Here is a 23,782-nt window from a genome sequence, read left to right as displayed (position 1 = left end):
ATTCCTCCTTTTATAGTTTAATAGGATACATAAACATCGTTTAATAAATCGGATGCCTCTGGATACGGGCTATCTTCACTGAACTTGACTGCTTGTTTAATAGATTCCCCAACGGCATTCTCAAGAGAAATCAGTTCTTTTTCCGCCAGCAGATTCTGATTCAGCAAGTAATTCCTAAATAGGGCAATCGCATCTTTCTCTTGTTTATGCTCCTTTTTGTCTTGTTCTTTTTTGTACTTCTGTGCATCTCCCTCGAAGTGGCCATAATTACGATAAGTAACGCATTCGATCAATGATGGGCCTTCTCCCCTGCGAGCCCTCTGAACGGCTTCTTCAGCAGCCTTATACACAGCCAATACATCTTTCCCATCAACCCGGACACCCGGGATATTGTAGCTTATCGCCCGATCGGCTATCGTTTTACAGCTTGAAGCATAGTTGAAAGGCGTGGCTTCCCCATACCCATTATTTTCAGCGATGAATATAACGGGCAGCTTCCAGATTGCCGCCAGATTTATCCCTTCATGGAATGTTCCATGATTGTTGGCACCATCACCAAAAAAACAAACACTAACATGATCGGTCTTTTTATATTTGGCAGTTAATGCTGCCCCACATGCGAGCGGAAAGCCACCACCGACTATTCCGTTCGCACCTAACATCCCTTTATCCAAATCGGCAATATGCATGGAACCGCCTTTCCCCTTGCAAAGCCCTGTCACCTTCCCATAGATTTCAGCCATCATCCCGTTAAGGTCGCATTCTTTTGCAATACAATGGCCATGCCCCCTGTGGGTGCTTGTGATGCTGTCCTTTTCGGATAGGTGAGCACATACTCCGACAGCAACCGCTTCTTCCCCTGCATACAAATGGACAAACCCTGGTAAAATCCCCTTTGCAAAAGATTCATGAACCTGGTCTTCGAATTTTCTGATCTCCAGCATTTTTTTGTACATCCAATAAGCCTTGTCCTGAGATAACTTTATTTCATTCGATTGTACCGTTTCCATTTTTCAGCCCCCAATCATTAATAATGAGTCAATTTTATATATTGCAATTGCCGTGCCAAAATGTGGGGCGGTAAAATTGGGAATGTATCTATTTTCAGCCGAAACAAAACGAGACAAAATGAGATTGTTGTCTCGTTTTGTCTCGTTTTTTTAAACTATACTATTCATATCACTTATCACTGAAGTGAAAGGATGGTTTGAATGTGAATGCAGCCTGTCTAAGGAATATGCTCTTTATGCACCATTTGCTTAGGTGTTAGTGCTTGCTAACATGAATATTGTTAAAAAGTTGGAGGGGGAAGGACATAGCTAGTAAACTATCAAGCTTATCGTAATCTTTTTAAGGCACCGCTCCATGCAATCGTTTGATCTAACATTGCATGGACATTACCACGGTGTAAATCAGCTGGTTTAAACGTTTTGAAGTTTTCAAAATCTGTAAAAAGCGATAATGTTGGATTTACCCGAACGTCCGCAACTAGTAATTCCCCTAAGATGCCGCGCAAATGTTCGGCTGCTCGGGCTCCGCCAGTTGAACCATAGCTCACGATGCCCGCAGCTTTGTTGTTCCATTCATCACGTGCGGAATCAAGTGCGTTTTTTAATGCCCCTGTAATACTGTGATTGTATTCTTGTACGATAAACACAAAACCATCCAAGCTAGAAAGTTTTTCTGACCAAGCTAATAATCCACGTTCTTTACCAGTGCCTTCTCCAACAAATGGCAAGTTAAAATCTGCGATATCGGCGATTTCATAATTTGCATCTTCTCGTTCATCAGCTATTTCTTTAACCCAATTTCCCACTTGTGGACTTACGCGTCCTATTCGTGTGCTTCCTAAGATAATTCCCATCTTTAATTTTTCCAATTTTTTCTCCTCCTCGTAAAAACTGACTGGCAAATTAATTGTTTAAGAATATAACCTCATGATTTGATGAATTTACATATTTTCAATCTCTTCCACTAACGTGTAGTACCCACCTTCTGTATCTTCAATGAGATGGTTTATTTTGTTAAGATGTTCTCTAAATTCACTTTTTTCTAACCAATTTTCATGAAAATCAATACTCTCAAAGGTAGTTACCATAATTGCCTTATTATTATCCACAGAACGATGCCAACGGCTACTGATCCAACCAGGAACACCTTGTGATCCCTTCTTAAAATTGAGTAGTTCTTCAGCTTGGATAGCAACCAATTCATCTAGTTTGCTTGGTTTAGCTGTAAATACATTAATCCATACTATTGTATTACTTGATTTCATATTCATAATCTCCTGTCATTTAACATATTTTTTTCAATTCATTAATAATCGCCATTTCCTTTTATTCTCAAAGTGCGTCAGTGCTGACTGTCATTTTTTAATGAAAAACTAGGGCGTTAAAGCCCTAGTAAATGTTTGTACACTCCCCATTATAAATGCCTCCAGGGACACGGTTGGATAGTTTCCATCACCATCCAGATTGTTCATAAAGGCACCAAAATTCATCATCATGAACGACAACGCCTGAAGCTCTGGGTCTGTGTTGATAAGCTTTCCTTTTTCATACATCGTGTTAAAATAGTTTGTCAAAATTTCCAGTAACTGTCGAGGGTGCTTTTGTGTTTTTTCTCGAAACCCAGGTAAATTGCCTTCCTCCTTGATACTTATCATAATCATTTTCCGGTTACGATTCATGATTTCATGATACGTTCGACTGATCAGTTGTAAGTCTGAATGTAAATCCCACACGATTTGCTCTTCATTAAAAAGTCTTGTCATCTCTTCGGCATAATGATATCGATCAAATGCTGTTTCTAGAAGATTTAGCTTGCTTCCAAACCGACGAAACAGTGTTTTTTCACTCAAACCTGCGGCACCAGCAATTTCCTGAGTAGTAACACCATTGTACCCCTTCTCTGCGATTAGATCGATTGCCGCCAACAGCAGCTTATCATCGGTACTTAGCTTATTACTGCTGCTCATGCTCTCACTTCCTCTGAATGGACTGTCAGTACTTACTGACTATGCATTTTATTCTATTCAGCTGTTTTAAAAATGTCAAGAAAATATTCCCAGAAATACATATTCTTTTTAAGATGGTGGGCCGATCCAATGATAGAACGGGAAAAGGGGCAACCATTTATTGCTTTATCAGTTAGCAATTTTCTTGCTTGTATACGAAAGTTACCTAAACAAACATAGGAGTTGCCTTTCATGTCATAGATGGCCATTATAACGGGAGACCGATTGGCATCACGTTCGAAAATCCAGACCAATATCCAGAAATGGACAAGTTGCACGCTTTTAGAATTATCACCAAGATTATTCAAGAGAATTATATAAAAAGGCTGTTTTCTAAAAGATTGTTGCTCTCAGGATAAAAACTAACCACTTGAATTTTATGGTAAAATATAAGTGGTTCTTATTCAACAAACGGGCAGTTTAAATGAGTTTTATTTTAAACGTTTGTACATAGGAGTTAATTTGGGGGTTGTTAGTATGAAAACACAAAATATCAACATTCAAAAGCTCATGGAAGATTATAATGTTTCTGGATTAAGCATTGCAGAAATTGATGGTGGTTACATAAGAAGTACAGAATGCTATGGTTTTCTTGAAGCAGAAACAGATAAAAGAGTGGAAAGTAATTCTATATTTAATGCTTGTTCAATCAGTAAATTTTTAACCTCAATTCTAGTGATGAAATTGACGGAACAAAATATTCTTGATTTAGATGAGAATGTAAATGAAAAACTTTCATCGTGGAAGGTTCCTCATAGTGAACTAAATAAAAATAAAAAAGTTACCTTAAGAAATTTACTTAGTCACCAATCTGGTGTTATTGACCCCGAAGGAAGTTTTATTGAACTCGATTCGAGGTTAGGTAACCCCACAATGGTCGAGCTTTTAGAAGGAAGAACACCCTATTGTAAAACTCCTATTGAAATTAAGTATGAGCCTGGGAGCACCTTTCAATATTCAGACGCAGGTTTTTGCATTATACAGCTTTTGATAGAAGACGTTACTGGAAAACTTTTTAAGGAAGTAATGATTGAACATATTTTTCAACCATTAAATATGGAAAATAGCACATTTGAACTTCCAACATCAGAAGCAACCAAAAAATATTTCTCTTGCGGTCATAACAAAAGTGGAGAATTAGTAAATGGAAAATATCCAATATATCCATATCCAGCAGCTTCTGGGTTATGGACAACGCCTACAGATTTAGCTCTTTTAGTCATTGAATTAATGAATTCTTTAAATGGTGAAAGTAAGCTTAAGCTTTCAGTAAGTAAAGCAATTGAAGTTATAAATTCCCAAGGTTATAAAGAGTGGACTGGGCTAGGAATTTTCCTAGATAAAAACGAAAAGGGAATTGAGATTTCATCTCTTGGTTGGGGCGTTGGTTTTCAATGTATGATGGTAGCTTATCCTTATTTAGAAACGGGATTAGTCATTATGATAAATACCGATCTAGGTGTTCATCAATTAAAAGGTATTATTGGTAAAGTCTACAATGCTTATTTTTAAATATTTGCTTTTCAAAAAATGAGGGCTTTAATGGAGTAACCGGATCACTTGTATTATCACGCTTAGAGGAAAAATACTCTGAGCGTTTTTTAGTACACCGAATCCCCAAAGCTGGTTAACTTCTGAACGTCTCAACAGTATAATATTTAGATTTATGACAAGCTGAAATAAGCATTTGTTCAACTCGTTTATCATATGCCATATTTTCCCCTATTTCTAGACAGCGAAAACCAGTAAAGGTAATTAAGATAATATGTTCCGACTCCTTAAAAACTCTCCATCCAACCCTCTAGTCTGTTGTGAAAGTTATTAACGTGCTGTATATGAAATAAAGCTTTTTTTACACGTTGCTTCTCACGTTCATTAATCGTCTCGTGCAGCAAGCCTTTTACCTAAGCAAATTTTTTATAGTTTGTTGCGGTATCAGTGCATACAAAGCAGTTGGGTGAATAAAATCACCTATAATTGCTTCAATTTCTTCAGCTTTAACCCGCCCAGTACAGGCTTTACGTGCAACCATATTTCCATTGTGGTCTTGAGCTACTACTACGGCAATCTTTAGATTAGAAATTCCTCTTTTTTTATCCTTTTCTCTTCTTTTTTCATTTTTCTATGATTGATCATGCAGCGGCCTTTTAAAGACTCACGAAAAAATGTTTAATCACTCTCGACAATACCTTCTAATTGTTTGAAGATTGCTTTCAAGATTTTATGTCTCCAATAGAATGCAGTGGAGATATGTATTTTTAGCTATCTTGCGTAAAGTAACACCCTCAATCATAAACTCAATATTTTTGACCCATTTTTCTGGATATTTAGAGCCTGAAAATGTAGTATTAGTCATATTATTGAAGGATTTATTGCAGTCCTTACATAAATAGCGTTGCCTTGAACGAAATCTCCCATTGCGTTTTACAGTGTACTTCCAAAATGAACGCAACCTATACTTGAAGCAATCGAGCTTCACGTATAGATCTGAACAATTTTTCAATTCTATCAGATTCTCTGGAAACAAAGCTTGTTTTATGGCCTCAAATAAAGCCATTTGCTGTGACTTAGCAGTTGGCTGAAACCTTCGTATACATTTTCCCACATCACTAAACGCCTCCTATAAAACGGATTATATCAATGTTAAGTTAGTAGGTGGAAAAAATAACAATCTAAACTAAACAGTCTAAAAAAAGACGGAGCATTTTGCTCCGCCTGATTGCTAGAATATTTTTTTCTCATTCAACTCGAGAGCTAATTCTTTAAAGAACTGTAGCGATTCTGGATTTCCCATGGAGTCTGCATTGACTACTTTATCAAACTCGAAACCTAATAACACTTTACGTATCGGGACTTCCATTTTCTTTCCGTTCAACGTTTTAGGAATTTGTTCAACGACATGGATTTGGTCAGGGATAAAGCGAGGGGACACTTGCCCTCTGATTTGTTCCTTGATTTTTGCCGTCAATGCTGTATCCAGGCTATTACCGGGCTTAAGGACAAGAAACAGCAGCAGTGAGGAACCGCGGCCAAGCACTTCCCTATCAATGACAAGGCTTTCCATCACCTCGTCGATCGCTTCGACGACCCGGTAGATATCGCTAGTTCCCATCCGTACACCAGAACGGTTGATCGTCGAGTCGGAACGACCATAAATGATACAGCTGCCCTTGTCGTCAATCTTTATCCAATCACCATGTTTCCATATGCCTGGATACGAATCGAAATAACTCTCGTAGTATCTTGTCCCGTCATGATCATTCCAGAAGTATAGCGGCATGGATGGCATCGGTTTGGTAATGACCAATTCACCGACTACACTAATCAATGTTTGACCATGCTCATCAAAAGCTTCTGCACAAACACCCAATGCCCTTCCTTGTATCTCTCCGATTCTTACGGGCAATGTTGGAACGCCACCTACAAATCCGGCACAAACATCGGTTCCGCCACTGGATGAACTGAGCCAGATATCCTTCTTGACATTCTCATACACCCATTTATAACCGTTGCCAGACAATGGAGCCCCAGTTGAAAAAAGAGCCTTCAATTTTGATAAATCATATTTTCCCATTGGCTTGTTTCCTAACTTCATGGAATTCGTAAGGAATGGTGCACTTGTTCCAAAGAAGGTCATGCCTGTATCTTCAGCCAATTCCCAAAGGGCATCCATATTCGGAAAAGAAGGACTGCCGTCATAAAGGACGATGGTCCCTTCATTAAGCAAACCGCCCATAAGGAGATTCCACATCATCCAGCCTGTAGTCGTAAACCAGAATACAGTATCCTCGGAAGTCATGCCTTGATGGATTCTTGTTGATTTTAAATGCTCCAATAATATACCGCCATGCCCTTGTACAATTGGTTTTGGCATTCCGGTTGTACCGGATGAATATAGAATCCAAAGCGGATGATCGAACGGAACATTTTCAAAAGATAATTCTGCCTTTTCTTTTAAAAGTTCATCCCAAGGAACCGTATCTGCCAGATTCACATCCAAAATCTTTTTTTCTATGTAAGGAACCAGCACGGTATGCTTTACAGTGACCAATTCCTGTTTAAGCTGGGAGACGACTGATGTTTTATCATATACATTTCCATTGTACTGATATCCATCAACCGCCAGTAATACAACTGGTTCAATCTGTTTGAAACGATCTATGACGCTTCTTGCCCCAAAGTCAGGTGAACAACTGGACCAAATGGCACCTATGCTTGCTGTTGCCAAGAAAGCTATGACAGCTTCAGGTATGTTTGGCATATAGGCAACAACACGGTCACCGGATTTCACACCAAGTTTCCTTAATGAATGGGCGACAGAAGCTACTTTTTCTTTCAGCTCTTTCCAGCTGACTTCCTGCTGCCTGATGTGTTCGGAACGAAAAAAAATCGCCGTTTTCTCTTCTTGCTCATTCCATAATGCATTTTCAGCATAATTAAGCCTTGCCCCCTCGAACCATTTCGCACCTGGCATTGATTGCTCCGCTAAAACCCTGTCATATTTCCTGGCTGCTTTTACATCACAATAATCCCAAATTGAAGCCCAAAATTCCTCCAGTTCATCTACCGACCATTTCCATAATTCATGATAATCATGAAATGTTATACCTTTCTTTTCTTTTAACCATTTCACATATTGAGTCAATACCGTTTGCTCGATTTGTTCCTTTGTCGGTTCCCAAATGATTTGTCCATCTGTAAGCGATTTCATACAATCATCTCCCTTAGGTATCAAATGCGTCATTGAAACATTTCATAATATTGGTATTTTACTTAAATTGTAATCTATGAGTGTAAAACCGTCAATTTACACTAAACTAAATAGGCTCGTATTTATGTATGGGCAGGTTAATAGAGAAACATGTCCCTTTCCCTTGTACACTTGACACATGTACCGTTCCTTCCATGCTTTTGATAACGCTATATGAAACCATCATGCCTAATCCCGTCCCTTTATTTTTTGTCGTGAAGTAAGGCTCACCTAAACGGTATATCTGTTCCTGTGTCATTCCAATTCCCTGATCTTGGATCTTAATTTGGATGGTGGAGGCAGCACGAAGTAAATCTATGTAAATTTCGCCAGCATGGTCCATCGATTCTATCCCATTCTTTAAGATATTGAACAAGCACTGCTGGAATTTCTTCCTTTCCCCCATGATATAATAAGCTCCATCTTCGAATAAGGATAATTTCAATTCTGTTCCATTATTGCTAGCCAAGGGTTTTATGCTGTTCACGACATGCTGAATTTCTTCGGATACCCTTAATCGCTCCGTGTTTTCAGGGCTTATGGCAGCAAACGTCAAATAATCATTAATGACATCCGTGGCCCGATCCAATTCCTTCAGTGCAATATTTGCATATTTGACCTTTGTATGGGAAGACACGTCTTCGCTTAACATTTGAATATATCCCCTGGTAACTGTAAGGGGATTTCTGACTTCATGAGATATGCTTGCAGCAAGATGACTAACGATCTGCAATTTTTCCGCTTTCACTAATTTTTCGAGAACCTGAAAATTAGTGAGGATGACCTCCCATAGTAAGATTACAACAACGATTCCAATGACTTGGATCGTGAAGTATTGTTTCCATAGACTTATGCCGATAGTAAGTTCAAATACGACTGTTGAAATAAACTGCGTGAGAATATGGACAATGAATATTAATGATATACCAATAAGGATTTTTTTACTGACAGACATTTTTAGGTAGTACTTAGATATAAAAAACAGGGAAATTCCCATTAGTGGAAATGTGATGCATGATATATAAAATCCATTATCACCCCCTGATAAATAGCGGATAACAAGAGTGATGACTATCAATATGATTCCTAACCGGTAGCCTCCATATAAACCGCCTAATAGAAAAGGGATCCATCTAAGGTCCCAAACAAAATCCTCTTCTATAACAACGGGAAATAACATGCATAGAACAAGTGAAAGAATAGGGAAAATCGATAGGAAGGATCCTTTTAATGCATCTAAACGGTATACGTACTTCACTAGATAGCTCATTTGCAATAAAAAGATCGGAAAAAGGATAATTAAAAAGTTAATCAGTAAATCTTTTGTCATAAGATTCATTTTTACACCGAACTTTCGATATTTTTCGAAGATTTAGACAGGTATATCAATCATAACAAGTTAGAGAATGATAAGCTAGTGTAATTAACATGAGGGATTAAAAGTTTCTCTTCCGCCATCCAGGTAAGAATTTGAGGTAATGTTATAAAAAAATACCCGTTCATAAAAGTGTACTTTTACGAGCGGGTATTGTTCCCCCTTATTGAATTTTCGACATAGACGTTAATGCCCTTTCAAAACTTCAATTTTTTCTAAGAGAACAATTTTCAATTAGTATTAATGGGGAGAAGTAAACCCTATTTTGGAAATATGGACTGATTGGTAAAAATGATCAGTCCATTGAATATCGCAAAAGACCCTGTAAAGAAACCCTTTTTAGATATAGAAGTAAGATGTTACAGTTCATCCACTCTCATGGTTCTTGAATGTTTTCCCATCATGGTAATAAAGTTCAGAGCCTAGATGAACATTGTCATTTTCTTTTAATTGACGAATAAGTTCTTTACTTTTTGTTTTATTCATTTCTTTATACCAGGTTCCTTGTGGATATAGAACAGCGATCGGCCCATGCTTGCATTGGCCGTTGCATAATGTTTTTGTTGTGTGAATCTCCTTTTGTAGTTCTAGGTTTTTCAATTCCGCCCTTATAGTCTCTGTTACTTCTTCTGCTCCATTTTTCGTGCATGTTTTCCCGTTGCAAATTAATAGATGTTTGCTAACCCCATCTAAGCTCATATAAATTCCCCTTTTTTCTTTTTTTTGACCTCTATAACAAATGGATAGCTATTGACTTTATCATGAAATTTAAATTCTCCCCACACTTTGTATATGCCTGGTTTATCAAATTTTGTTTCAAATAGAGTCTTTTCTTCTGATGTAGGGTGCACATGAACAAATTTCTCACCCTTATCATCCAAAATAACAACATGGCTTAAGCACCCAGATAAGGAACTGGAGTAACCCCTTTCGTATCACAACTTAACGTTCTATCTTTGTTTTTTCCCAGATTTGTAGTTTAATTCAATTGTATTTTCATTTACTGTTTTCATTTAATTTTTATCAACCCTAAGTGGATTTCCCTTATGTTCACCATGACCTCTCCCCACATGCAGCTCAATCGGACTAACCGGTTTCTAGGTTTTATATCAACAAACGTTTTATAAGAGTATTCAGGTAGGTCGAATTTCAGAGTATAAACGCCATTCCTTTTTCCAAAGGATGTTAGGAAAGAATTAACGACCACGGTTATGATAAACCATACCCTGGTAAAGTATATGTTGTTCTAAAAGAAATCGTGCTTCAATTCGCACGTTCTTTATTAAATGTTATTGTACATGTCTGGTTTAAATTCCACTTCAACGGTCCCTCAATCCAAGTTTGCTTTCACAGCGTTAACTCCAGGTAATTTCTCTACTCTACCTTTAATCGCTTTAATGCAATGCCCACTAGACATAAAAAAGCCAAGCACCGATTCAGAGACTTTCTATTAATAGGAGTTATTTTAGTTGCATGGGTTGGTGGTTATCATCATCATAGGACTTTCTCGATATAATAACCTATTTGTAGATTAATGAAAAAAAGCCAGTCCTTTGAAAAAGAACTGGATTTAATGTCTTAAAAGTTAAAAGTCACTCTATCAATTATATGATTTTGCACCTAAATATCTTTCTGACCAATAGCTATTATTCATCGAAGTAATACTTACACCTTTTGAGGAGGAACTATGAATGAATTGGTTCCCTCCAATATAAATGCCCGCATGAGAGGCGCCAGTTTTATAGGTTTCAAAAAAAACAAGATCCCCAACTTTTGGCGAAGAAACCTTATTCCCCTTCTTATATATTTCCGCAACAGTTCTAGGCAAATTCACATCAGTACTTTTTTCGAAAACATATTTTAAAAATCCGCTGCAATCAAAACCTTTTGGTGTACTCCCTCCCCATACATAGGATACACCCAAATATTTTTTAGCGTTATTTACCAGATTAGTAGATGAATTACCGTTTGACTTTTGAGCAGTGTTTTTCCTAACCCCCAACGCCTTATATGTATTCGGACCTACAATACCGTCAGCTTTCAAGCCCTTACTTTTTTGAAATTTCACTACCGAACTTTTAGTGATTGTTCCAAAATATGTAGTAGTGTTTTTATTAGTGAAGTACCCTTTATTCTTTAAAACCCCTTGTAATTGTTTTACTTCTGTATGAGTCATTCCACTTTTTAACGTACGATCTCCTAATGCAGCATTACTAACCAAAGGATTTGAAAGTAACAATCCAGTCACTACAACTGAAGCTATAATTTTTTTCATTTACTATATTCCCCCGATAAAATCTCTTTTTTATAATTTTATCATCCTTAAGTGACACCTTAATTTACATTATCATTACAAAATTATGCAGGATTAGTGCAGAAGTTACAAAATATCTATAATACCCCAAACATCTTCCGGAAATTGATATGTCTATAGTAGATTTAAAAATTAATTACAGAACTTTAAATTTGTGGATATCTTATGAAAATAATCCATACAATAAGCAATTTGAATATCTCCAACAAATATACTGGACATTATATTTAAAATTATCCTATGGTTACTTTTAACCAATATTTGGGTGGCAGGGCACCTACCCATTGATTAGGTGTGAATAGTATTTTTTCCTGACTCTTTTTATTTTGCATTTGTATCCATTTAACTCGTTCAGATGTTTGTTCTTAAGTTTGTGAATACCTGGATTTTCCTCCCTTACTTTATAAATGCTTAGTTCTAATTTCCCCCACACTCTAGAAGTCGTACATGTGTACGAAAAAAAAGACTACACCTAATAGCTACTAGCCCCCTCCTAAAAAACTGCATTTGAAACGCAAATACAAAATAACGTTAGAAAAAGAACAGAAAAAAACACTGAAAACGACGAAGTATTTCAGTGCCATATTCGAATACGAACTTAATAAAGAGCGGATTTTGCGAGCATCGTTATAGTCGCATCATCCATCGGAGGATTATGGAGACCTGCGCGTACATCCCTATAGTACCGTTGCAGGGGATTGTTTCGTTGTAAACTTTTAGCTCCAACGACTCTCATCGCTTTATCGACGATTGAAATCGATTTGTTGACGACCGATAACTTAACAGCACCCAATTGCTTCGATAATTCATCATGATCTTCAGGCTGCCGCACCCATTTTTCTGCGACAGAGTAGAGGAAATGGTGTGCTTCCCCCAATTCCAGTTCCATCTCCCCAATTGTACGTTGAACATTCGGAAGGTCCCTGATTGGTCCTGGTAAGCTATTGGGAGAATAGGTTTTCGCAAATTCGACTGCATAATTTCTGGCAGCCACTGCAATTCCCAAGTAGCAAGCCGGTATATGTAATAGCCACGCTTCAGGTTTTCTTTTTTCACCAGGATTGCTTTTCATGACATAATACTTTTCAGGCAGGCTGACATCAGTTAACACCAAATCATGACTTCCTGTCCCCTGCATGGAGATCATATCCCAAGTTTCTTCTATACTTACACCCGTTACATCACGATGAACTAAAAAAGTGCCTAAACACTCATCCTCGGGTACCCATGCCGTTACAAGAAAAATATCAAGGATGGGAGAGAGTGTAGTAAAAGTCTTTCTGCCATTCAAATTCCATTGTTTACCCTTTTTGATAGCGATCGTTTCCGGTCGGCCTCCGCGCGTCGGGCTCCCCGTTCCAGCCTCAGATGCAGCCGTATTGATTAGAGCGCCTTTAGACACTTCATCAAACAACTCTTTCATGACATCTTTTTCCCACGGTCTCTTCTCCGTTAAGGAGAGGACGGTTCCGACATGCCAGCCTATTCCTAAGGCTGTTGGGCCGCAATATTGAGCTATTTTTTCTTGGCATAGAAGAAAATCATATAAGGAACCGCCGTACCCCCCATCCTCTTTTGCTAACGTTAATTGGGGATATCCGAATTCCTTTAACTCCTGAATGTTATCAAAAGGAAATCCCTTAGAATCATCAAGTGCCTCAGATCGGCCGGAAAAGGACTGAATCGCTTCCTCTAATTTTTGGATATATTCTTTTTGCTTCTGTGATTGAAAAAACGACATGAAGATCATCCCTCCTGTAGTAAACAAAAATCCTGAACCATCCAGCAGCAGAAACAGAACTGCTAACTCCACTTTATCATATCACCATAGTGTAGTTTATGGTTCGAAACTGCCTATTAAGAGTCGATGTCTTCATTTTTATATTCTTTGTTCGCGTTCTTGTAAGCTTCCTTAGCCTGATCAATATTTTTGTTTTCGAGAAAGTAAGCTATGGCTGCTTGCCCGATTCCATATGTGACTGCGCCCGCTACCGCACCCGAAACGACTAGGCCGGCTCCTGGGATGAAACGGACTGCAGCCCTGACACCTTCCCTGACAAGGAGACCGATTCCGACATTGATCCCTAATGCTGCAATGAATTCACTTGCCGTTTTTGTATTGATTTCTTTATCCGCGATAAAACCAATCACCACAATCATCAAACCTTGAATGCCGGTCAAAATGGGAAAATCGGCAAAAGGTATTGGCTCTGCACCGATTAAACCTGCGATTGCCGTAAACGTTCCCACTATCGTCCGCGCGAATTTCTTCTTTACGAATTGGCTCTGCATCGCTTTGGCTGTCTTCAGCTTCGCTTCACTGGGTAAGGCCTCAATTAAGTAATCAGACAGCAAATCTATGTTCCAACGCATATCATATTCAATATTTCCACTATCATCAAAATCAATATATGAACAAGTAGGAATGATGTTCAAAAGTGGTATTTCACTCTCTTTAAATCTTTTTGACATCAAAGCGATGGCTTCATCAATATTCTGTTTTTTCTTAGGATTGGCATCAAAAGGCGTTTGTTTATAATGTGGCGGATCTAATTCATCCACTTGGGTGACCACACATATGACTGGTACATCATAATGGTGATTCTCTTTAACGATCTTGCGCAGCTTATTCAATTCTTGTAAATCTTCTTCAATCCGTGAATCCGTTTCTTTTGCTTTAATCAAGAAAAGAAACACATCAGGCTGTTCTTCTGTAACCGCTTTTATCAATTCATCCAATGGTGTTTCTTCTTCGAACTGTTCCGTAGGAGCTTCACTCTCACCAAGCCCCCGGGAGTCCAGCAAACGAATTTTGGGCTCGGCATCACTCGGGTACCATAGCCATTTTCCCTTTCCCGTTCCGGACTTAACGGAGCTGACATATTGCCGTTCCTGACCAAACATCGCATTGATCAGTGATGATTTTCCGGAACCACGCCTACCGACAAGAGCAATTCGCGGTTCCCTTGCATCAACTGTCATCGATTTAAGCTTTAAGAGCTGGTCGAGCATTTTGTTCTTTTTCGATTGTGAAATGGGCAGCTTATCTACCTGGCCTTTAATGAAACTGAATATGCTTCCCATTTCATCGTGTTTTTCCACCATCACTCATTCCCCCTTGTTAAGAAGTGTTTTAAGTAACATTTACCCTTGAACGATTCAATTTAAGCATGTAACTTCATTCTCCTTGCAAAATTAAGGGGCCCATTTCTTTTATTCATTTAACTCTTTTCTTTTAAGAACATAATGACACTGGCCATGTATTTTTGGACTTCCTGGACTTGAAAGGCGGCAGAATCCGCAATCTGTTTGTAATGATGCTGTCCTTCGTCGGTGATTCGTAAATAGCGTTTAGTTCGTTTTTCACTTTCCCACCTGCCGACAAGTAGCCCGTTCTCTTCCATTTCATGAGATAAATCGTATAAATAACCGTTAGAAGCGATCCAACCGAACTGATTTTTAAGCAGATCGCCAATTTCCCCCATGTATATGGGCTTCTTAGTGAAAGCGGCTTTTAAGGTTACATAACGGACAAGATCCTTCACCGATATTATTTTCGAGAAATACGACCTGTATTCTTCAGGAAGCTCATTAACAACCGGTGGGTTTTCACCAGATCCCCTTAAATCGAACATGAAGCGATCAATGACCTTTTTCACTTCGGAAAACCGTTCCAGGAAATTTTCTTGGTACCATATGTAAAGCTCTTTGCCTTTTTCCGTTATTTGATAATAATTTCTTCCCTTATTCGTATATAAGGATAAATGATTGGATTCGACTAGCGTATTGGATATTTTACATAAATAGTCATAGCTATGCACTTTTCCAGTGAACGTATTTTTCAGGTCCTGATGAATCGCCCTTGGATAATTCGCTTTTAACCTCAAAGAGTGAAGTAAGAAAATCGTTAAAAATTCCCGCTGGCTCAAACCAACAGTTTCAACCGTTGCAGACAGTTTCTCCCCTTTCTTCACTGTCAAAACCCCCTTTATATACTGTTTATATAACACATCATTAAATATTTCTTCCTTCCCCTTATTATCCTGTGCTGCCACATAATAGTAAAGTTTTTAATGCCTAACTGCCTAGTGCTAATTTTTCGGATTCGATCTATTGTGGGATGGATTGGATTCTGAATATTCCGTCGAGGTTTATTATGAAATAGTTTGAAAATAAAAAGAAGAAACGGTCCATGATAAGGCCGTTTCTTCTTATGGTTTACTGTTCCGTTAAAATGATCGGTTCACCTTTTGTAATGACAAGGGTATGTTCATATTGCGCGGAAAGCTTTCCATCTGCAGTTCTCGCCGTCCAGCCGTCTTGGTCCATTTTCATATGCCATGTTCCTGCATTCAGCATTGGCTCGATCGTGATGACCATACCTTCTTTTAGACGGGCACCTTTACCTGGCTTACCATAATGTAGGACGGTTGGGTCCTCGTGCATGGTTTTACCGATTCCGTGACCTGTAAAATCGCGGACTACAGAAAACTTCTCACCTTCGGCATATGACTGGATTGCATGCCCGATATCCCCGAGACGATTTCCTGCACGTGCAACTTCGATGCCCCTGTATAAAGCATTCTTGGTTACATCCATTAAACGCTGAGCCTCATCGGAAACTTCACCGACCGCATATGTCCAAGCGGAATCCGCCAAACCGCCGTTAAGGTTCACCACCATATCAATCGTTACGATGTCTCCCTCTTTTAGGGCTTTCTTTTGCGGAAAGCCGTGACAAATTACATCATTCACTGACGCACACGTTGCATATTTGTAGCCGTTATAGCCCTTTTGTTCAGGTGTAGCACCATGCTCAGCCAAGTACTTATCGACAAATTCTTCGATTTCCCAAGTCGTGATGCCCGGTTTTATCATTTTTGCAATTTCTCTATGCGTCGCAGCAAGAAGTTTGCCCGCTTCATGCATCAAATTTATTTCTCGTTCACTTTTAATGGTTATCATTTAAAATCCTCTTTCGTTTTATAACTTTTCTGATTGAGACTCCTTATTTATCATATGCCTTTTTTTATATAAAAAGCAACAAAAAACCCGGTAAAAATCACCGGGTTAATTAATTCATGACCTTTTTTGTACCTTTAATTCCGAGAAAAATAAAAAATGGAAGCCAGCGTTTACGTTTTTTACACAATTGAATATACCAGGTGAGAATTACCTGGTATTTATAATCACGATTGGACTTAATTGTCTCAAAAATTTTATATAGGTCCATGTGTATTAATCGGGTACAGATTTCCATCTAACGCAAATGAAACTCTTCCTGTTTCTTCTGATACTACCAATACCAGGGCATCACTTCGTTCAGATAAACCTAATGCAGAGCGGTGGCGTGTTCCAAGTTTTTTTCCCCCTGTTGATCTGTCTGAAAGCGGAAGGACATTTGCTGCGGAAACAATCTGATTTTTATTAACCAAAACGGCACCATCATGCAGTGGATTTCCAGGGAAAAAAATTGATTCCAATAAAGAATGGGTTAACTCCGCTCCTATTGAAATACCGGGTTGAATCAATGAATCAATAGGGTCTCCCCGTTGAATCACAATCAAGCCGCCATGTCTCAAATTCGACAAATTTTGTACGCAAGTTGATAACTCGGGATATTTGTCCGTAAACGGTGACAAATAACAGTTCAAATAAAATGTAGCTGCTTTCATATCGATGTATATAAATTTATCTTTTATTTTCTCGAAATTCCCAAGAAGACAATAATTTTCATCCCCCATTGCTTCTAAGTTATCCTGTAATGCTGATATTACTTGTCGTAAATCCTCTTTTAACATTTGTTTCATTGGTGAAAAATCACAATTGCCATTATTCACAGGCATGCACCTCCCCTTTATTATTCACTCTCTTTTTTTCAATAAATCTTAATTTACCTCTAAAAGACCCTTCTTATTTTTCCTAGCTCTATATATGCTTTGTTAAATTTATAATTATGAATGTACTTAAAGTTTGTCTTCACGATAATTAATTATTCATCTTTACTATGAAATCAGTAGTGACTTCACATTTTTTTATGTCATATGGACAAGGTAAGAGAATAGATATATTAATGACCTGTTGATAGATATCCTATAATAAGAGGTGGTATTAGATGCCTAATGTAACAGTATTTGACCAAGGAACGTTTGAAGTAGAAATGGGAAAAAAATTAGTATTGGCATTGGAAGATAACGGTATAAATATTCTCCACCGATGCGGCGGGAAGGCTAAATGTACAACTTGCAGAGTTGAAATATTGGCAGGTGATTTTTTGGAGGTGACACATAAAGAAAAAAAAATCTTTGAGGAAAAAGGAATGGAAGATCATTTACGTTTATCTTGTCAAATTTACGTGAATGGAGACATTACCGTTCGGCCGATCAAGACGGTAGAAAACTCTGGAATTCCTGCTGGGCCAAGGCCTGCTGACTGAATAGTTTCATAAGTGTCGCAGTTTAATCAAAAAACATCAAAACAATTGTTTTGATGTTTTTTTAATCTTTAGCCAAAAGAATTACTTCTTTTCCATGACCGCAAAGTAATTATCTTCATTATCAGCAAAATTGAAAACTCTTCCAGATGGCATATTTACAAGCTCTCCCACTTTGATATTCTTCTCTGAAAAGTCTTTATATAATTCATCAAGATTATCCGAGTAAAACATTAACGAAGGTGTATTAAGATTTAATTCAGGCTGCATTTTAGCAATGAATTCCTTATTATGCAGGATGATACTCGTTTCTGCTTCCTTTGTTGGGGCTATTTCAATCCATCTTAGCCCTTGGCCATTATCTTCTTCAGAAATTACGCTAAAACCGAATTTTTCCGTCCAAAATTTCAATGACTCGTCTTGGTTATTTACATATAACATAATTTGACCGACTTTATTAATCATTTGCTTCTCTCCCTTTCTGATGATTCTGTTTTTAATTGAATCATTTATGTATAAGCATCCTGTTGGTTGGAAATATATAGCTGATTAAATCGTATTATAAATGCAAGATTTAATCAATATTTACCAAAATTGAATTTTTAGGGAGGTTTTTGAAACCTATACAATTGCTTAGAAAAGCAGTTATCTCTTACAAATTTTGCTTAGTTGTTTCTTCTACATATTCCAAAAAATCTGTATATGTCGACTTCTCTTCCAGATATTGCGCTACCACAGTTAATGGAACCATGACTCTATCACTCTTTTTGGAGGAAAGAACCGTTTCTGTTTTAATGCCCCTATTCACCCATCAAGTGCAGAAAAATGATATACAGAATCATATTCATACCATTTAAAATCTTGATTTATATTCCTTTTTATAATTTCTCCAATATAGGCACCCATTCTTATCACAAAATTATCAAAATGATTCTTTAAAAGTTCACTGCCCATTTGGGTAGTACATAATCTTTTCGTATAGGCATCTATATAGCGAATTCTTTCAATAGTGAAATCTAAAATCTAAATTTCTCTTTGTTAGGTTCTCTTGATCCCAAGTATCTTTTGATACATCCTGATACATTAGTTTCGCAATGCCTTTTAAATCATTTTTAATCAATTTTGTTCTATTTAAGGAAGTGTTAATTATTAGTCTACACCGGTAGATAAAAAAAGCTATGCAATCTTTATATACAGAAATTTGCAGGACTTTTCGATTTTTCACAGAACTTCTATACAGAGTATTTCTCAAAGGAGAGTGAAATGGTGGTTCTATCGAAAGAGGGTTTGTTAAATATATTGGAAGGCAACAGGAGCTTGACGTTGCGGGTGGTTGAAGCTTTCCCTGAAGAAGAATTGTTTCATTATACACCGGCCGGGAAGCTTCGCCCTTTCGCAGAGATGGTTAAAGAAATCATGAACATTGAGACTGCATATATGCGTGGAATTGCACTGGGTGTTTGGGAGTTTCCAGATTCGTTTGCCGGAATTTCTACCAAAGAAGAACTTGTATCAGCATGCGAAGTAGTAAGGGATGATACAAGGAAACTCTGGGAGGAAATGACCGAGGAAACGCTTGGAGTGGTTGAAAAGGATCCTTTTTTCGGTCCCTCACAAAGCCACTTTGATAGACTTCAATATGCCTTGGAAAATGAGATCCACCATAGGGGACAGGGGTATATCTATCTCAGAACACTCGGAATTGAACCACCGGAATTTTTCGTAAGGTAATAATTCATCATGTAATAAATTTGGAGCAATGAATAAGAAATAAGAAAATAGGAGTGAGATAAATGTCAGTTGATGCATATCTTAATTTTAATGGGAATTGTCGACAAGCAGTAGAGTTCTACGCAGAGGTTTTTGGAACGGAACAACCAAATATCATGACCTTTGGGGAAACACCCCCTAATCCGGAATTTCCCCTTCCAGAAGAAGCGAAAGATCTAGTCATGCATACAAGGCTAAATATTAGTGGAAGCAATATCATGTTTTCAGATACTTTTCCTGGTATGCCTTTTGTAGAAGGAAACAATATCAGCCTGGCATATGTCAGTAATGATTTAGATGAAATTAAATCGATTTTTAACAAATTAAGTGAAGGCGGCAAGGTTGGGCTAGAGCTCCAAGAAACATTCTGGAGTAAAATTTACGGTCAGTTAACCGATAAATTCGGGATCCAATGGCAATTTAACTTCGAGAGCTGAGAAACGAAATTTGGATATAGGACTTTTCACTGGTGAGAAGTTTCTATATCCTTTTGTGTGTTTCAATCACCGTGAGGCAAGGATATTGTAACTCGCATAGGATTAAGGGGATTAGTTAAATGATGGGTTAGAATACACAAAACGTTACACTAACCCTTACATAATTTTCTTGGGTCATGATAAATGGTATATAGTAATAGGGTACCGTTTTCCTGGCTAACATGAAAAACAATAAAGGAGAAAAATCATGAAAAATAAAATTCAAAAAATTACAACCAACTTGTGGTTTGATACACAAGCTGAAGAGGTGGCGAATTTCTACACTTCCATATTCGAAAATTCTAAGATCGGAAGAATCACTCGCTATGGAAATGCAGGAAATCAAATCCACGGGAAGCCAGAGGGATCAGTGATGACCGTGGAGTTTGAACTGGACGGACAAGCTTTCGTAGCATTAAATGGCGGTCCGCAATTCAAATTCACCGAGGCAATATCATTTATCATCAATTGCGAGGACCAAGAAGATGTGGATTATTATTGGGAAAAACTATCCGAAGGTGGAGATGAAAAGGCGCAAGTGTGCGGTTGGCTGAAAGATCGATTTGGTGTGTCATGGCAAATTGTCCCTGAAAATCTAACCGAGATGGTAAACGACTCCGCCCCTGAAAAATCGGAAAGAGTAATGAAAGCGCTGCTCCAAATGAAGAAAATTGACATTAAAACTTTAAAGCAGGCGTATATAGGATAGGTTCCTAAGAAACATCTAACTAGTAAGTTGTATTCATTCCTTTTGAAGTAACTAAAGCCTAGTTTCTCGGTATTCACAGCTGTGAAAATAGGTTTTGATATTTGAATTTCCTAAAAGTTTAAATCCGGATTTTCCTGGCGATGGCCCCTATTAGAAAGGATAAACTTTCTTAAGTATAATATCATAAATGATCTAGATGGTTTTAAGGGAGAAATAGAAACAATGGACAATATATTTATAACAGCACTACAACATGGCGATGAAATCATAGAAAGAAAAATCCGCTACGACTCCATAGTAGTAGAACATATCTGTTTGCTGTTAAAAGCAAAAAATCAACATGTCGTGCTTTTTCATGAAATCATGGATTCGTTCACGATGAAAGCGGGTCCTATAAAATTAACCATCCCTATAGGCAGTTATACGATTGCTTATTATTGGAAAGACCGTCCTTATAATTTATACATTTGGAGAGATAACGACGGAAACTATTTAGGATCCTATTTTAATATTGTAAGAAATACATATATGGCGGATAAGTTGGTATCCTTTGAGGATTTGATCATTGATATCTTGGTGCTTCCGGGTGGGGCACATTTTATTTTAGACGAGGAAGAGTTACCTGTGTCATTAGAGCAATTTGAGAGTGGTTCTGTTAAACAAGTTCTAATCTCTTTACTTGATTCCATTGATATTCTTCTTTCACAAACCATTTCAGAATCCGAGAAGCTCTTTAAACATAAAGACCTCCTTTCATTGCTGAACAACAAATGACATTGGCTTTGATTCTTTAAACTCGACAACATGAAAAAAAGCCTACTTCATTCAGTAGGCTTTTTGTTCTCCCTCACTCACCATCAGCTTGAGCCGATATACTGTCGGCAAGATCCTCAATGTTCTTAGATACCTTCGCACTGTATGAGTAGTCACCGTAGCAATATGGGTATCGAAAATTATCTTTGTCACCGCCGCAATCATAGAGCGTGGGGTTTTTTTCGACCTGAAGCATGGAGAACTTCTTTGCAAGCTCTTCATTATGCTTACCCCCTTCATTCGCAACGAAATCAATATAACCAATTCCCATGTTATATGCTTGAAGGATCGTGGCAAAATCCACGCCTTTTTCATTGCCATATTCATTGATCCTTTTAAAATGTTTCACTCCATACTTAATGCTTTCCGTTGGATCTGTGATTGTATTTGGATCAAGGCCCGCTGACTCAGATGCCTGCATTGGGTCACCGCCCCGTCCTCGGCTTTCCTGCTGCATCAAAGCAATCAATGTCGAAGTATGCTCCTCAAGTCCGTATTTAGCCAACTCGTCTCGCAGAAGTGAACTATACTTTTTCACGTTCGCAAAAGAATCAAGCGTATTTACTGATGTGGTAACATTTTCGGAATAGGGGGTTTGCATAATCTCCTTAATGAGCAAAAACGCAAAAACTAGGATAAAAATGGTAAAAACTTTCTTTGATTTCTTACGTTTCTTCTTCTTCACATTCTCTCTCCGATATCTATAAGTTAATATATTTATATCTTAACAAATAGTAAGACTAATAACTATTTAGAATACCCAATTAAATGTTCTGCAAATGAGATTATCAGTAATTGAAATTAATATATTTTCTTCAATTCTAAACTTAACCGCAAAAATCTTAAAAGGAACAAAGTCACACAGTGCATATTTTATCTGACTATGAGACACCCTACTGGTTGGAGGTGATATGTATGGACAAGAAGAATGAAAAAGAAGAAATCCTTGATGATAAAAAGAAAAAATATAGAAACGAGTTTGGGGCAGATCCAGATGAACAAGAAATGAATGGTCTGTATGGTATGCTGGAAACTGAATATGAAGATAAGCTACACGATAAAGAAAAGTAAAGATGGGTTTCTTGAAAATTTGTAAATCGCTTTATATGGCGTTTTTCTATGTGTTCATATTCTAAAAGTTCGTATATAGTTTCATATGAACTGATTTTTGAATATGCAAAAAAACGAAAACCGAGAAAGTCTTCGTTTTGTCCAAATTAAACTCATTTGGTCATTAACTAAAAGGATACGATTAAAAGGGAGTGACCTACTGTCACTCCCTTGCTCAATTAGTATTGTGAAGATTGTCCGCCATCAATCGGAATGACTACACCGTTGATGAACTCTGATTCCCCTGATAATAGGAAGGCGACTAAACGGCCGACTTCTTCAGGTTTACCGAAGCGTTTCTTAGGATTCACACTGACGAAATCCGCCATTGCTTCTTCCCAATTCTCTCCGCCTATTTGCCTGAATGATCCCTCTACCATCGCTGTTAAGATTACTCCTGGTGCAATGGCATTTATGCTGATACCATATTGACCATATTCTATGGCAGCAGTCTTTGTTAAGCCTGCTACAGCATGTTTACTTGCAACGTATGCAGCTTGGTTAAGCACAGCACGAATCCCGCCTACAGAAGCCACGTTCACGACTGCCCCTGAGCCTTGTTCTTTCATGATTGGCAGAATGTATTTCATACCATAGAATACACCATTGATATTGATGTCCGTTACTTTGTTGAAAACGTTGCTATCGTATTCAGCCATAGGGGCCTGTTTACCTTCGATACCCGCATTATTATAGAATCCATCGACTCTGCCATATTTGCTGACTGTTTGGTCTACATAGTTCTTTACTGCTTCTTCATCCGATACATCTGCAGTGACGAGGAGCACTTCCGATTGTGGTGCAATTTCCAAGATTAATTTTTTTGTCGATTCCAAAGATGTATCGTTTAAATCAACTAATGCAAGTTTTGCCCCTTCTTTAGCCATTTCCAATGCGGCTGCTTGTCCTAAACCTGACCCTGCCCCAGTAATGATTACAACTTTGCCATCGAATCGTTTGCTCATATGTCAAAACTCCCTTTTTAAGTTATCTCAAAATTGTATTTGATTATATTG

The 23,782-nt window shown here is 37.8% G+C and carries 24 protein-coding genes and 2 pseudogenes; 7 read left to right on the top strand and 19 right to left on the bottom strand.

Annotated features, from left to right (window positions below):
- Positions 1–17: 17 nt before the first annotated feature.
- From ABC374_RS11320 to ABC374_RS11305, 4 genes are all read right to left on the bottom strand, one after another.
- The gene (locus ABC374_RS11320) at positions 18–1,010 is read right to left on the bottom strand and encodes a thiamine pyrophosphate-dependent dehydrogenase E1 component subunit alpha (protein WP_413017765.1); all 993 of its coding nucleotides are present in this window, start codon (positions 1,008–1,010) and stop codon (positions 18–20) included.
- Positions 1,011–1,336: 326 nt separating this feature from the next.
- Positions 1,337–1,864: an NADPH-dependent FMN reductase gene (locus ABC374_RS11315; RefSeq protein WP_413020324.1), complete on the bottom strand. Its 528-nt coding sequence runs from the start codon at positions 1,862–1,864 to the stop codon at positions 1,337–1,339.
- Positions 1,865–1,951: 87 nt separating this feature from the next.
- Positions 1,952–2,275 (bottom strand): antibiotic biosynthesis monooxygenase family protein, encoded by a 324-nt coding sequence (locus ABC374_RS11310; RefSeq protein WP_413017763.1) that lies wholly within the window; start codon positions 2,273–2,275, stop codon positions 1,952–1,954.
- Positions 2,276–2,383: 108 nt separating this feature from the next.
- Positions 2,384–2,977, bottom strand: a complete 594-nt coding sequence (locus tag ABC374_RS11305) for a TetR/AcrR family transcriptional regulator (RefSeq protein ID WP_413017761.1) — start codon at positions 2,975–2,977, stop codon at positions 2,384–2,386.
- A gap of 516 nt (positions 2,978–3,493) precedes the next feature.
- Here ABC374_RS11305 and ABC374_RS11300 point away from each other — a divergent pair.
- The gene (locus tag ABC374_RS11300) at positions 3,494–4,528 is read left to right on the top strand and encodes a serine hydrolase domain-containing protein (RefSeq protein ID WP_413017759.1); all 1,035 of its coding nucleotides are present in this window, start codon (positions 3,494–3,496) and stop codon (positions 4,526–4,528) included.
- Positions 4,529–4,643: 115 nt separating this feature from the next.
- On the opposite strand, the pseudogene ABC374_RS11295 reads toward ABC374_RS11300, so the two are convergent.
- The 12 genes and pseudogenes from ABC374_RS11295 to cdaS form a co-directional block, all read right to left on the bottom strand.
- Positions 4,644–5,623 (bottom strand): annotated as a pseudogene (locus ABC374_RS11295) (IS1595 family transposase).
- A 115-nt stretch (positions 5,624–5,738) separates the two neighbouring features.
- Positions 5,739–7,760: an acetoacetate--CoA ligase gene (locus ABC374_RS11290; protein ID WP_413017757.1), complete on the bottom strand. Its 2,022-nt coding sequence runs from the start codon at positions 7,758–7,760 to the stop codon at positions 5,739–5,741.
- 73 nt (positions 7,761–7,833) lie between these two features.
- Positions 7,834–9,105, bottom strand: coding sequence for an ATP-binding protein (locus ABC374_RS11285; RefSeq protein WP_413017755.1), 1,272 nt, complete (start codon positions 9,103–9,105; stop codon positions 7,834–7,836).
- Between the two features lie 402 nt (positions 9,106–9,507).
- A complete protein-coding gene (locus tag ABC374_RS11280) occupies positions 9,508–9,840 on the bottom strand; it encodes a (2Fe-2S) ferredoxin domain-containing protein (protein ID WP_350302669.1) in 333 nt (110 codons plus the stop codon).
- Positions 9,837–10,037: pseudogene (locus ABC374_RS28815) on the bottom strand (hypothetical protein); the annotation flags it as partial. The pseudogene ABC374_RS28815 and the gene ABC374_RS11280, both read right to left, overlap by 4 nt.
- A gap of 434 nt (positions 10,038–10,471) precedes the next feature.
- A complete protein-coding gene (locus tag ABC374_RS11275) occupies positions 10,472–10,558 on the bottom strand; it encodes a cation transporter (protein WP_350302871.1) in 87 nt (28 codons plus the stop codon).
- Positions 10,559–10,741: 183 nt separating this feature from the next.
- Positions 10,742–11,416: a C40 family peptidase gene (locus ABC374_RS11270; RefSeq protein WP_350302668.1), complete on the bottom strand. Its 675-nt coding sequence runs from the start codon at positions 11,414–11,416 to the stop codon at positions 10,742–10,744.
- A 637-nt stretch (positions 11,417–12,053) separates the two neighbouring features.
- The gene (locus ABC374_RS11265) at positions 12,054–13,196 is read right to left on the bottom strand and encodes an acyl-CoA dehydrogenase family protein (protein WP_413017752.1); all 1,143 of its coding nucleotides are present in this window, start codon (positions 13,194–13,196) and stop codon (positions 12,054–12,056) included.
- 116 nt (positions 13,197–13,312) lie between these two features.
- Positions 13,313–14,560 carry a GTPase family protein gene (locus ABC374_RS11260; RefSeq protein WP_413017750.1) on the bottom strand — a complete coding sequence of 416 codons (1,248 nt, stop codon included), beginning with the start codon at positions 14,558–14,560 and terminating at the stop codon, positions 13,313–13,315.
- 116 nt (positions 14,561–14,676) lie between these two features.
- The gene (locus tag ABC374_RS11255) at positions 14,677–15,429 is read right to left on the bottom strand and encodes a PadR family transcriptional regulator (RefSeq protein WP_350302665.1); all 753 of its coding nucleotides are present in this window, start codon (positions 15,427–15,429) and stop codon (positions 14,677–14,679) included.
- 244 nt (positions 15,430–15,673) lie between these two features.
- Positions 15,674–16,420 carry a type I methionyl aminopeptidase gene (gene map, locus ABC374_RS11250; RefSeq protein ID WP_101222117.1) on the bottom strand — a complete coding sequence of 249 codons (747 nt, stop codon included), beginning with the start codon at positions 16,418–16,420 and terminating at the stop codon, positions 15,674–15,676.
- 254 nt (positions 16,421–16,674) lie between these two features.
- Complete coding sequence (gene cdaS, locus ABC374_RS11245) at positions 16,675–17,295, bottom strand: sporulation-specific diadenylate cyclase CdaS (protein WP_350302664.1); 621 nt, start codon at positions 17,293–17,295, stop codon at positions 16,675–16,677.
- Positions 17,296–17,570: 275 nt separating this feature from the next.
- Between cdaS and ABC374_RS11240 the strand changes: the two genes are divergently transcribed.
- Positions 17,571–17,891, top strand: a complete 321-nt coding sequence (locus ABC374_RS11240) for a 2Fe-2S iron-sulfur cluster-binding protein (protein WP_350302663.1) — start codon at positions 17,571–17,573, stop codon at positions 17,889–17,891.
- Positions 17,892–17,972: 81 nt separating this feature from the next.
- Here the strand turns inward: ABC374_RS11240 and ABC374_RS11235 are convergent, their stop codons facing one another.
- A complete protein-coding gene (locus ABC374_RS11235) occupies positions 17,973–18,353 on the bottom strand; it encodes a VOC family protein (RefSeq protein WP_309518964.1) in 381 nt (126 codons plus the stop codon).
- 798 nt (positions 18,354–19,151) lie between these two features.
- Between ABC374_RS11235 and ABC374_RS11230 the strand changes: the two genes are divergently transcribed.
- The 4 genes from ABC374_RS11230 (at position 19,152) to ABC374_RS11215 (ending at position 21,617) form a co-directional block, all read left to right on the top strand.
- Positions 19,152–19,619, top strand: coding sequence for a DinB family protein (locus ABC374_RS11230; RefSeq protein ID WP_413017747.1), 468 nt, complete (start codon positions 19,152–19,154; stop codon positions 19,617–19,619).
- A 62-nt stretch (positions 19,620–19,681) separates the two neighbouring features.
- Positions 19,682–20,095: a VOC family protein gene (locus tag ABC374_RS11225; RefSeq protein ID WP_350302660.1), complete on the top strand. Its 414-nt coding sequence runs from the start codon at positions 19,682–19,684 to the stop codon at positions 20,093–20,095.
- A gap of 247 nt (positions 20,096–20,342) precedes the next feature.
- Positions 20,343–20,843: a VOC family protein gene (locus ABC374_RS11220; RefSeq protein ID WP_413017744.1), complete on the top strand. Its 501-nt coding sequence runs from the start codon at positions 20,343–20,345 to the stop codon at positions 20,841–20,843.
- A gap of 222 nt (positions 20,844–21,065) precedes the next feature.
- On the top strand, positions 21,066–21,617 hold the full coding sequence (locus ABC374_RS11215; RefSeq protein WP_413017742.1) for a DUF402 domain-containing protein: 552 nt from the start codon (positions 21,066–21,068) through the stop codon (positions 21,615–21,617).
- Between the two features lie 73 nt (positions 21,618–21,690).
- Here the strand turns inward: ABC374_RS11215 and ABC374_RS11210 are convergent, their stop codons facing one another.
- Positions 21,691–22,341 carry a lysozyme family protein gene (locus ABC374_RS11210; protein ID WP_350302657.1) on the bottom strand — a complete coding sequence of 217 codons (651 nt, stop codon included), beginning with the start codon at positions 22,339–22,341 and terminating at the stop codon, positions 21,691–21,693.
- A gap of 230 nt (positions 22,342–22,571) precedes the next feature.
- Between ABC374_RS11210 and ABC374_RS11205 the strand changes: the two genes are divergently transcribed.
- Positions 22,572–22,727 (top strand): DUF4021 domain-containing protein, encoded by a 156-nt coding sequence (locus tag ABC374_RS11205; RefSeq protein ID WP_082609346.1) that lies wholly within the window; start codon positions 22,572–22,574, stop codon positions 22,725–22,727.
- Between the two features lie 218 nt (positions 22,728–22,945).
- Here the strand turns inward: ABC374_RS11205 and ABC374_RS11200 are convergent, their stop codons facing one another.
- Positions 22,946–23,731, bottom strand: coding sequence for a glucose 1-dehydrogenase (locus ABC374_RS11200; RefSeq protein WP_350302655.1), 786 nt, complete (start codon positions 23,729–23,731; stop codon positions 22,946–22,948).
- Positions 23,732–23,782 lie beyond the last annotated feature (51 nt).

Origin of the sequence: Peribacillus phoenicis (assembly GCF_047238085.1) — a bacterium.
Taxonomy (GTDB): Bacteria; Bacillota; Bacilli; order Bacillales; family DSM-1321; genus Peribacillus.
The sequence above is the reverse complement of the archived record's forward strand: the minus strand, read 5'-3'. Positions and strand labels throughout refer to the sequence as shown.